The following is a 10581-nucleotide window of genomic DNA, read 5'->3' as shown; positions in this document are numbered from 1 at the left end:
CTATAATTGCGCTCCAAGATCGACTTTTCAAAGAAAAAAGGGCCAAACTGGTGCCTCAAATTCGTCTATTTCCTATTTTTTAACATTGAGATAAAGTAGTCAACATTGCTTTGATATTTATTTTTTGAACCTGGATAAACCAGATCAGATTCTATACCAAGCGCTATCATTTTTTCTTTTAAAGCAACACCAAACTGCACGTGATGCACTTTCCAACCGCGAGCAGCCTGTCCTTCTGGCACAGGGTCTTCCGGTGACATTCTATAACTCATATAAATAGCGGGGTCGTCCTTTGATACCAAATCAAGTGCCGAAATCTCGCTTACGCGATTCTGATATTCTTCCTGGGTCGTTGCGCCTAATGTCTGATAAAAATCTCGATGGGATTCGTCGTACCCGGGAATATTCTTCTTCCACCAGGCAACGTCCATCGTGGTCTGACCGCCAGATGTAGCCACGGCCTGAAGTCTGGTAGATTCGCGTTCGATTGGATCACCGCTGTCTGGACGGGCCATGTCTTCGTGAAAAGCAAGATACATGCAAATTTGTGCTCCGGCCGATCCGCCAAATGCACCGATCCGATTTTTATCGATGTTCCATTCGGTGGCTTTGGAACGCAGAAGCTGAAGCGCTCGTCGGCAATCGTAGTGCGCAGCAGGCAAAGGAGCCTGCTGGACATAACGATAGTTAAAAGCCGCGACAGAAATGCCCGCATCTAATAAAGCTTTCAATGTCTCATTACCAATCCCATCCTTGCTGCCATTTCTGAAACCGCCGCCGTGAATATACACTGCAACAGGGGTGGGTTCGTCTGATTGTGCCGGATAAAAATCAAATACGTTCCGCTCATGGGGGCCGTACTTGTAATTTTTAAAAGAGTGGCATCTCATATTCGATCTCCTCTATGGTTCTGACAGGTATTTTATTTTAGCAGGCGAGATCACCCCCACTCAAATACCACACCCAGCACTTCTCTCGGATTATCGGCGAGCATATCGTAGGTAGCCTGGCAATCGGCGGGATTAGCAACATGGGTAATCAGATCCTCGATAGGCAACTTGCCCGCGGCCATCAAACGCAAAATCAACTCGCGATCCCTGCGCTTGCTCCACGGATAATAAATATGGTCATTATCCGGCGTCTTGGGCTGATGCGCGCCCAGAATTGTGATCTCGCGCAAGTGAATCTCGGGCAAAAAACTCACCTCCACAGTACCGCGCGGAGACCCCAGCGCGACCAGACGCCCCCCCAACCGCGGCAAAGTCAGCGCCATGGGATAAACCGCCGGAATACCCGTCGCTTCAATCACCAGATCGACCCCATCGCCCACGCAATGCTCGCGCACCACTTCGGCGACATCCCCTGCAGTATTGGGATTGACACAAACATCTGCCCCCCGGTCTCTCGCTTTATCCAACCGGAAATCATCCAGATCAATCGCAATAACCGAAAGAGCGCCAGCCAACCGCGCAAAGGTTGCTGCCAACTGGCCCACAATCCCCATACCAGTAATTGCAACAACCTCACCCAATTCCGGACGCCCAACCCGATGCCCGTGCATGGCAATAGCACACATAACCATAAAAGCCGCGGACCTGGGCGAAACACCTTCAGGTACTCTAAAAAAATTCCCGCTTATAACCGCATGACTGGCGTGATTGCCCTGCGCGGCAATGCGGTCGCCGGGCTCCAACCCCTTTACATCATTGCCCACCTCGAGCACCACACCCGTATTGCAATACCCTGTTGGCCGCGGAAATGTCCTTGCACGCGACGGTTCACCCCCGTGCGCATAATTGTAAATTTCCGTACCAACACTCATGGCGGTATAATCGTTTTGCACCAAAATGCCATTATCTGGCACACGCGGCAAATCAAAATCCTCTAATTCAATCCGCCGGACATCTGTGCATATTAATCGTTGTGCTTTCAAATCTTTTCTCCTTCTACGGAGGGTCCACGGGAACCTTCTGGCGTTTTGGGATCAGCGGATCGTACTCAAACTCCTTTGTTCCCTTCACAAATTCCGCACGGGCTGCTTGCAACACCTTTTTGTCCAAAATCAGATCAATAGCCGATCCCGCAAAAACCTTGGCCGTTTGCAAAACCGCGCGCTCGGCATAAGGCATTATTGCCTGTGCGGTCATATCGCGGTGATGACCCGGCGTGCCCTTGGTATAACACACCATCTGAAACCGACCCATCGGTGCCAGCCACGACACATTATCTTCATCCGAAGACCCGCGGCCCTGTGAACCCTTCCCCTTTTTGATCTTCCCGTCAAATTCACCTTTGTATCCCAATTCCTTTACGCGTTCCTTATCTTTTTTTGACGCACGAGGTGGACCGAATAATTCGAGATTTTGACGCACAGTTTCGCACATCACATCATTTGGCAAACGCGGGTACACAGCCGTGATACGATGCCATTTCATAGTCGTTTCCGTGGCCATCGCCGCACCCTTGGCGCATTTGGTCAATCGCTTGCGTACTTTATTCACCTGTTCACGATCCTTTCCCCGCACATAGTACCACACCTTCGCATAAGCTGGCACCACATTAGGCGCATCTCCACCATCTCGAATCACGGAGTGGATACGCACATTTTCGGGAACATGCTCTCGCAAATAATTCGCCGCAACATCCATCAACATCACCCCGTCCAATGCACTGCGCCCATTGTGAGCACTCGCGCCGTGAGACGTCTTGCCAAAAAACTCATAGACCAACGAATCCAGCGACGAACCGCCATAATTGCTAACACCCGTACCCGATCCTGGATGCCACGCCAGCACCGCATCCAGATCTCGAAACGCGCCATCGCGGGCCATATACACTTTACCCGCCAGCGTCTCTTCAGCCGGACAGCCGTAATAGATGACCTGACCGGGTGACTTCAAATTTTCCAATACTGTTTTTGCAGCAACCGCACCTGCGGCCGGGGCAACGCCCAAAAGATTATGGCCTCAGCCGTGGCCCCAGGTGCCCTCCTCGGCACCGCAATTGGGCAAGGCGTCATATTCACCCAACATGCCAATAGTGGGTTTGCCCGTGCCCCATGTGGCGCGAAAAGCCGTTGGGATATTTTTCCACGGAAACTCAATTTGAAATCCGTTCTCCTCCAAATACGCCGCCAATGCCTTCGACGACTCGTATTCCCGAAACGGCCGCTCTGCCCAGCCGTGAATACTCCGCGACAGATTAAACGCCCGCCGCGATTGCGATTTCACAGCCTGATCAACCTGCGATTTTTTAGTTTTTGCATCCATCTATATATCCTCCCTATTCCTTTACCGCATTCACAACTCGCGCAATCACCTCATTCTGACTTCCGATCTTATCTTGCTCTTCCCTGAACTGATCCCACAGACCTGGATTTTGCGCGATAACCAGCCCCAACCGCGGGCACATCCAGATATGCTTTGCACCAGCGCCCGATGCGGCAAAAGAGTCTCTCGGTGCATCTTTCCACTGCATCCCGCGATCATTGCACCAGAATCCGTGCCCGTATTTCCAGTTCTCTTTGGGTTCGTTTTCCAGAATAAAATCATTCGTCACCGTTGCCTCGCGCAGGTAACTCTCGGGCGCAACCTGAACCCCATTCCAATTGCCGTAATTGGCCCACAAGTATCCCACCCGCAATTGATCTCGCAGTGTGGTATGCACCTGCGTGTAATACCCAAAAATATTTAATCTCGCACTGGGCCACAGATCAAAATTAGAATGCGAATGCGTCCATATGCCACCAATGGGATCGCGCAACTTTTCTTCGATCACCTTCCCGCATCCCGGCAAACCTTCGGGATCATCTGCATCGTAACACCCATAAATTTTAGCCATAGCGTGGGTAAGAATATTCATCCCATAAGTCTGATAGTGAAAAACCTCCCCCGGTTTCTCCCCCGGTTTCATATAGCCCGACACATTGCATATCAAATGCCGAAAAGTAATATCGCGATCTTTTTCAAACGCATACCGCCCGGGCTTTGGACCCTCCTGCTCGCCCACATCCATCATCTCTGGATAGTAATCGACAACTCTCTCATCCGGCGAAGACAGCCTGCCCTCCGCCACTATAATCCCCAAAAGCGTCGAATAATACGACTTTGCAGCAGACGCCTGCGAGGACATCGAATCAGACGCAACACCTTGCCGCCACTCTGCCGCGAGATACCCGTAACGCGCAATCCCCACCTGAAAGGACCTGTCACCTGCCACCTCGTGCAACCACCTCTGCACCCGCGCGAGTTTCTCCGCGTCAAACCCGAGGTCGCCAGGCGGTCTCGTCTCCCATTCTGCTCCTGGAAATGTCATATCCATATATTGTCTCCATTACACCCTGAACCCATCTTCTCGCTTCACCCCCTCTTCAATTACATCTGACTCGAGGTCAAATCCCGTACCGGGTGTATCTGGCACCATCAAACACCCATCCTGCATCGTCCAGCCATCCAGCACGATACCCGGCATATCTGCGGGAGCGGCTTCTTGAAGAGAAAAGTGGGGGACGGAAGCTGCAAAATGCGCGTGGGCATAGCGCTCGATCAAGCTGCCCCAGCAATGAGGCGCACATTGGCCTCCCCAGGGTTCGATCATCGCGGCAGTCTCGCGCCACCACGTAAGGCCCTTGGCGCGAAAATCGTGTTGCACCACATCGATCCATCCCTTTTTCACCATATCAAAATAACTGGGTGGCGGAGGACCCGATTCCCCATCAGCGACGAGCGTATCGTATCCTTTCTCGACGATGAACTGCTTAAAATCCTCGTTAAAAGCCCCATCTTCGGGAAACGGTTCTTCAAACCAGTAAATCCCCACATCTTCACAACGCTCGAGAATGTCTTTTGCGATATTGAGCGTCGTACCATTATTCGCATCAACGAGTATTTTTGCATCTGCGCCAGCGGCTTCCCGAACACTGTGAATAACCAGAACATCTCGATCTGTACCTTCTGTAACAGGCATCCAGCGCGCGCCACGACCAATTTTAATTTTAAAATTTTTATACCCGTAATCGTGCCCGGTCTTGACTTCGTCCCGGAATATCTCCACAGCCTCCTCGTCCGAGGCATCCAGATCGTCGATATAAACCGAGCCATCGTACAACTCGACCGCCCGAGATCCTCGAGCCCCCAGCAGTTTGTACAATGGTTGATCCGACAATTTGGCTACCAGATCCCACAGAGGCAAATCAATCGCCGCTCCAGCTTCGTTTGATCCCCCCGGCAATTGAAACACATCCCCAACAGTTTTACCCACCAATGACTCGGCTTCTTCCCGACCCAATCGAGACCACCCAACGCCAATAGCACCGCTACTTGTGTGGATGCGAACCACGGGATCCGTCACCATATCCCCGTGAACGCCAATCCGCGCATTGCGCCCGATCAGGCGGGGCCGCTTAAATTTCATAACCACTTTTTCAATCCGAATAATTTTTTCACCGTGTAAATTCAGCATAAAAACTCCCATTCTGAGAAAGTGCTGCATAGTTGCGAAACGCCCTGCCTAAATTAGAACGCCCCTGAGATAATGTCAATCGCCAAAGAACCCCACCACTTCAATGGACGAACACAGGGGGGACTGCCCCGTTTTTTACCCTTGACGACTGCCACAAGATATAGTATTATAGCGGCGTGTAACAACCTTCCCCTCCACAAAATGTAGTTCCCCGAATCTCCCCCCGGGCTGTTGTTTGTAAATGCAGTCCAAAGAGCGTCCTCTATTTTCCCCATTGAGTTTTGACACGCAGATGTCCTGACTTTTATTACTACATCTCCTTGTTTTTTCGCGTCTTATGCTCTTAGAAAAATTCGAGTAGGAGGTTTTCATTGCACCTGACTCGTTTGCAAACACTGGGTTTTAAGTCCTTTGCACAAAAGCTCGACATGCCCTTTCAAAAAGGCATTACATGTGTCGTGGGACCAAATGGTTGTGGCAAGTCCAACGTGGTTGATGCGCTGCGCTGGGCACTGGGCGAACAGCGCCCCCGATCTTTGCGTAGCGGCAGTATGGGAGACGTAATTTTTTCCGGTACGCGCTCGCGCAAACCCCTCGGTATGGCCGAAGTATCGCTCACACTCGATAATTCACAAAAAGTTTTACCCACCGAATTTTCCGAAGTCACCATTACCCGCCGTCTGTTCCGATCCGGCGAAAGCGACTACCTGCTCAATAAAATTCCGTGCCGCCTGAAAGACATTCAAAACTTGCTGATGGACACCGGGCTGGGCACGCAGTCTTCTTATGTTATCGAACAGGGTATGGTGGATGAAATCATCAGCGACAATGCCGAAGAACGCCGCCGGTGCTTTGAAGAAGCCGCCGGTGTGACGCGGTACAAAATTCGCCGACGATCCGCGTGGAATAGGCTCATCGCCGTTCAACAAGACCTGCAGAGAATGGAAGATTGGCTCGGAGAGATCCAGCGTCAGGTCGCATCGCTACAGCGGCAAGAGCGCAAGGCAAGGCTCTATAAAACACTGTCAGATGAATTGCGCGACCTCGAAATCAAACTGGCGAGATTCCAATACTTCGATCTGGCCGACCAATCTGGGCCGCTGCGCGAGGAAATGGTCTTTCTCAAAGAAGATATCGAAATTTCAGAAACCGACATGACCACTCTCGAGGCCCAACTCGAAGAAATGCGCGTCGAACTAACCGACCAGGATCGCGCACTGGCCGAGGCCAATATCGAGCTATCGCAACACGTCGAGCGCGTACACGGCAAAGACAGCGAGATACTCGTTGCACGCGAAGAGTTACGCAACATTCACGCATTTTTAGAACGCGCCGAGTATCAGCAAAAATCGCTCAAGGTGCGTCTTGACAACGCTCAAAAAGGCCAAAAAGCCGCCGAGCAAGACGGGCGTGAAGCCGGTAAAAGACTCAAATCCGCAGAAGTCAAACTCGAAGAGGAAACCGCCAAACTCGAAGCAGAAATCCGGGATCTGGACACACAGCGCATACAAGTCGATGCCCAAAAATCTCAGTTGATGGATCTATTGCGCCAAAATAGCGATCAGGGCAAGAGCCTCGAGCGCATGCAGGCCGAGCGCGAAGGCATTGTACAGCGCAAGGCGCGATTGACTCAGGATATTGAGCGCGTGGCTGCACGCCGCCAAGAGGCTGACGAAACTGCCAATCAGTCCGCAGAACAAATCGCCTCAGTTGAAAGTCAAATTGCCCAACGCACAGAAGAACGACAACAACAGATCGCGGGTCGTGATCGCTGTATTGCCCAGCGAGATGAACAAATCGAATCGCGCAACCGCTTGCGCGCAAATATCGAAGCCGATCAGGCGCGGGTCGCCCTCCTCCAAAAACTGAGAGAAGGCTTTGAAGGCTATTCCAAAGGCGTGCGTGCTCTGGCCGTGGATTCGCCTTTTTCCAATCGCATTCAGGGCGTTGTCGCCGACATGGTCGATGTCAAACCCGAATACGTCACCGCCATTGAAGCCGCGCTGGGGCGTGCACTGGAATGTTTGATCGTCAGCAATACCGACGACGCGCGTTGGGCCATTGACTTTCTCAGACAAGGAGAGCACGGAGCCGCTGCATTCTTGCCCCTCGAACGCATCATCTCCACCAATGGCACACCTCGCGAATTACCCAAAGGAGAGGGAATTGTCGGGCTGGCAAGCGATCTGTTAAATCCACAGCGTGATATACACGGTGCCGTATCTGCGCTGCTGCGCCACACCCTGATTGTAAGCGATGCACAAACCGCGATTGTTCACAGCGGTGCCATGCATGCTAAAGGCATTGAAATTGTGACACTCAGCGGCGAAGTTTTTTCCGCAGATGGCACGGTATATGGCGGTGCAGATGCAACCTCAGAATCGGGCCTCATTGGTCGCCAGCAACAAATTGACGACCTCCAGTCGGCCATAGAATCCGCCCAAACTGCACTCTCAAAGTGCGAAACACAACTGGCTGGCTCGCTCGAAACACTCGACAAACACCTCGCGCAAATCGAAGCCTGCGATAACGCATTGGCCGATTTGCACAACCGCCGTGCGGGCCTTCAAAGAGACCGACAAAACGCCGAAACAGAAGCCAAACGCCAGGCTCAGTCAGTGATAGAACTCGACCGGGAAACCGCACAACTCGCACAGCGAGAAAGCGAATTGATGCATTTGATTTCCCAGGCAGAAGAGGCGCAAACAAAGCTCGATGCCAAACGCGAGACCCTCGAAGACGTGGTTCGCCGTGCAGATGAAGACTTGCGCGAAAAAGAACACCAGCGGCGCGTACTTCAAGATGGCGTCGCTGCTGTGCGCGTGGAAATTGCCTCTTTGAAAGAACGCATCGAAAGCCTCGCACACGAAGCTGTGCGCCAGGGTCGAGAGCGCGAAGCCATTGCCCGCGAAATCGAGCGATTGTCCGGCGAGGCCGATGAAAGCCAAAAACGCAAACAAGGACGCGAAGAAGGTATCGGAACAGCGTCGGGCGAACTGGAGGTCCTGCACAAGCAACAATCCCGCATTGAGCACAAACGCGATGCACAAGCGCACAGACAACACGAAATCGTGATGGCAGCGCGCGCCATTGAAGAAAAGCTGCGGGAAAAAAATCGCCGCACAACACAACACCGCGAGCGTTTAAGCGAAATTCAAGTCGCCATGGCGCATATCAAAGAGCGCGGCGAGGGAATTATCCAACGCCTCAAGCGCGATTACGAAGTCGATATTGTCGAACAGGGGCGTTTTAAGGATCCCGAATTTAACGCGGATATGGCAGAAAAAAAGACCCACGAACTGCAAGAGCGTATGCGGCGCATGGGATCTGTCAACCTGGCGGCGCTCGAAGAGTACGAAGTTCAAAAAGAACGTCTTGAATTTCTCACGCACCAGCGCGACGACCTTCTGGAGGCCGAGGAAATCGTCAAGCGCACCATCACGCGCATCGACCGCACGGCGCGCCAGCGCTTTCTCGATACCTTTGGCCGCATTCGAGAAAATTTCCAGACCACATTCCAGGAATTTTTTGAAGGCGGCGAAGCCGACCTGACCATGCCCCCCGACGAAGATCCCCTCGAGGCACCCATCATCATCACAGCGCGCCCATGGGGCAAACGCCTGCAGAGCATTAACCTGCTTTCGGGCGGCGAACGCGCCCTGACGGCTATTGCCCTTCTCTTTGCAATTTACCTGGTCAAACCCAGTCCCTTTTGCGTCCTCGACGAAGTCGATGCGCCTCTTGATGATGCCAATATCGCGCGCTTTGTAAAAGTCATCCAAAAATTCGCCAAACAATCGCAGTTCATCGTTGTCACCCACAACAAAGGGACGATGGAATCTGGCGAAACCCTGCACGGCGTGACCATGGAAGAACCCGGCGTCTCCAGGCTCGTTTCCGTCAAAATATCCAGCGACAGCGAAAACCAGGTCGATAGTGTTGACTCGTTCACCGAAGCCGTGGCACAACCCGCAGATGATGATTGATTTCCCAACCTCGGACAACACAAAGGGCGGCGGTTTATACCGTCGCCCTTTTATTTTTTTCGCAATCGTGTATATTATTGGGCAGATAGCCTTACCCTTACTCTATCTGGAGATTTGCATGCAAAAACGAGTAAAGAGGACATATCTCGCCTCCCTGATTCTGCTCTTATTTTTTGCGTGTGGCCCACAGCCCGCCGAAATCAAGATCGCGACTTACAATATCTATTGGCTCGACGATGGCATTTCCAATGCGCGTCAGGAACGCCTGCAAACAGTTGTGCACGAACTCAATGCGGACATCATCGGCTTTCAGGAAATCCAATCAAAATCCGCGCTCAAGCGCATTTTGCCCGACAACTATACCATCGGCATGCTCGATGATCCCGAAGAACTCCAGGAACTCGCCATAGCAGTACGCGAGCCATTTGAAATTACCGACCTCAAAATGGTCTTTCCAGAAAAAGTACACGACCAGGCATTTCCCCGAAAACGCGATCTCCTCCAAGCTTATGTCGAAGGATATGGCCGCCGCTTGATTGTTCTGGTTCACCACGCCAAATCGCGATCGGGTGGTCGCGCCAAAACCAACGCGCGCCGAGAAGCCAGCGCGACCATGACCATGCATTATCTCACCAGCCGCGTGAAATACGACCACATTGTATTGCTCGGCGACTTCAACGACAATCCTGACGACCGTTCGCTCAACATTCTCGAATCCGGCAATCCCGACGCACTTGCCGGAATTGACCAGGTACCCGATGCTTTTCTCTACAACACATCCGAACCCTTGTTAGATCGGGACTATTGTTCTTATGGATACCATGATATATACGAAAAAAACGAAAGCGATATCTTTGAACCCATAGTCCCGGGTGCGCGCGCAGAAAACAACAAATGGCGGGACAAACCACACAATTTTGCCCGGGACGTCAAAGTCAAAGCAATCCTTTTTGACCAAATCCTCGTGTCCCAAAACCTGAAGAATCACGTCCAATCATCGGGCATTTTCACCCACGCCGAAGCCGTGAAGGGAACCCGCTCACGCATCCGTTTCTCTGACGGCGAAATCGTCTATACCATACGCGGTGACCTGGCTTCGGATCACGTGCCCGTGTGGACAATCTTAAAATTCTAA

General features: G+C 52.1%; 8 protein-coding genes. 2 read left to right on the top strand and 6 right to left on the bottom strand.

Annotation, left to right across the window (positions count from 1 at the left end):
• Positions 1-65 precede the first annotated feature (65 nt).
• Genes F4Y39_12685 through F4Y39_12660 form a run of 6 tightly spaced genes read right to left on the bottom strand, consistent with a single transcriptional unit; the run spans position 66 to position 5490 of the window.
• Complete coding sequence (locus F4Y39_12685; GenBank protein ID MYC14577.1) at positions 66-890, bottom strand: alpha/beta hydrolase; 825 nt, start codon at positions 888-890, stop codon at positions 66-68.
• 50 nt (positions 891-940) lie between these two features.
• A complete protein-coding gene (locus tag F4Y39_12680; GenBank protein ID MYC14576.1) occupies positions 941-1933 on the bottom strand; it encodes a zinc-binding alcohol dehydrogenase in 993 nt (330 codons plus the stop codon).
• A 13-nt stretch (positions 1934-1946) separates the two neighbouring features.
• Positions 1947-2954: an amidohydrolase gene (locus tag F4Y39_12675; GenBank protein ID MYC14575.1), complete on the bottom strand. Its 1008-nt coding sequence runs from the start codon at positions 2952-2954 to the stop codon at positions 1947-1949.
• Positions 2955-2966: 12 nt separating this feature from the next.
• Positions 2967-3269 carry a M20 family metallopeptidase gene (locus tag F4Y39_12670; GenBank protein MYC14574.1) on the bottom strand — a complete coding sequence of 101 codons (303 nt, stop codon included), beginning with the start codon at positions 3267-3269 and terminating at the stop codon, positions 2967-2969.
• Between the two features lie 13 nt (positions 3270-3282).
• Entirely contained in the window at positions 3283-4320 is a 1038-nt protein-coding gene (locus tag F4Y39_12665; GenBank protein ID MYC14573.1) for a beta-lactamase family protein, read from the bottom strand.
• A gap of 12 nt (positions 4321-4332) precedes the next feature.
• On the bottom strand, positions 4333-5490 hold the full coding sequence (locus tag F4Y39_12660; GenBank protein ID MYC14572.1) for a hypothetical protein: 1158 nt from the start codon (positions 5488-5490) through the stop codon (positions 4333-4335).
• A gap of 341 nt (positions 5491-5831) precedes the next feature.
• On the opposite strand from F4Y39_12660, the gene smc reads away from it, so the two are divergent.
• Positions 5832-9446: a chromosome segregation protein SMC gene (gene smc, locus F4Y39_12655; protein MYC14571.1), complete on the top strand. Its 3615-nt coding sequence runs from the start codon at positions 5832-5834 to the stop codon at positions 9444-9446.
• The gene (locus tag F4Y39_12650; protein ID MYC14570.1) at positions 9436-10581 is read left to right on the top strand and encodes a hypothetical protein; all 1146 of its coding nucleotides are present in this window, start codon (positions 9436-9438) and stop codon (positions 10579-10581) included. Before smc ends, F4Y39_12650 begins: the two co-directional genes overlap by 11 nt.

Source organism: Gemmatimonadota bacterium, from assembly GCA_009838845.1.
Taxonomy (GTDB): domain Bacteria; phylum Latescibacterota; class UBA2968; order UBA2968; family UBA2968; genus VXRD01.
Note: the sequence above shows the minus strand (reverse complement) of the source record. Positions and strands in the feature narration are given on the sequence as shown.

Excerpts from the sequence above, each read along its gene's own strand:
- F4Y39_12665 (MYC14573.1), bottom strand. The coding sequence starts at position 4,320 with ATGGATATGACATTTCCAGGAGCAGAATGGGAGACGAGACCGCCTGGC.
- F4Y39_12660 (MYC14572.1), bottom strand. The coding sequence starts at position 5,490 with ATGCAGCACTTTCTCAGAATGGGAGTTTTTATGCTGAATTTACACGGT.
- F4Y39_12670 (MYC14574.1), bottom strand. The coding sequence starts at position 3,269 with ATGGATGCAAAAACTAAAAAATCGCAGGTTGATCAGGCTGTGAAATCG.
- F4Y39_12685 (MYC14577.1), bottom strand. The coding sequence starts at position 890 with ATGAGATGCCACTCTTTTAAAAATTACAAGTACGGCCCCCATGAGCGG.
- F4Y39_12650 (MYC14570.1), top strand. The coding sequence starts at position 9,436 with ATGATGATTGATTTCCCAACCTCGGACAACACAAAGGGCGGCGGTTTA.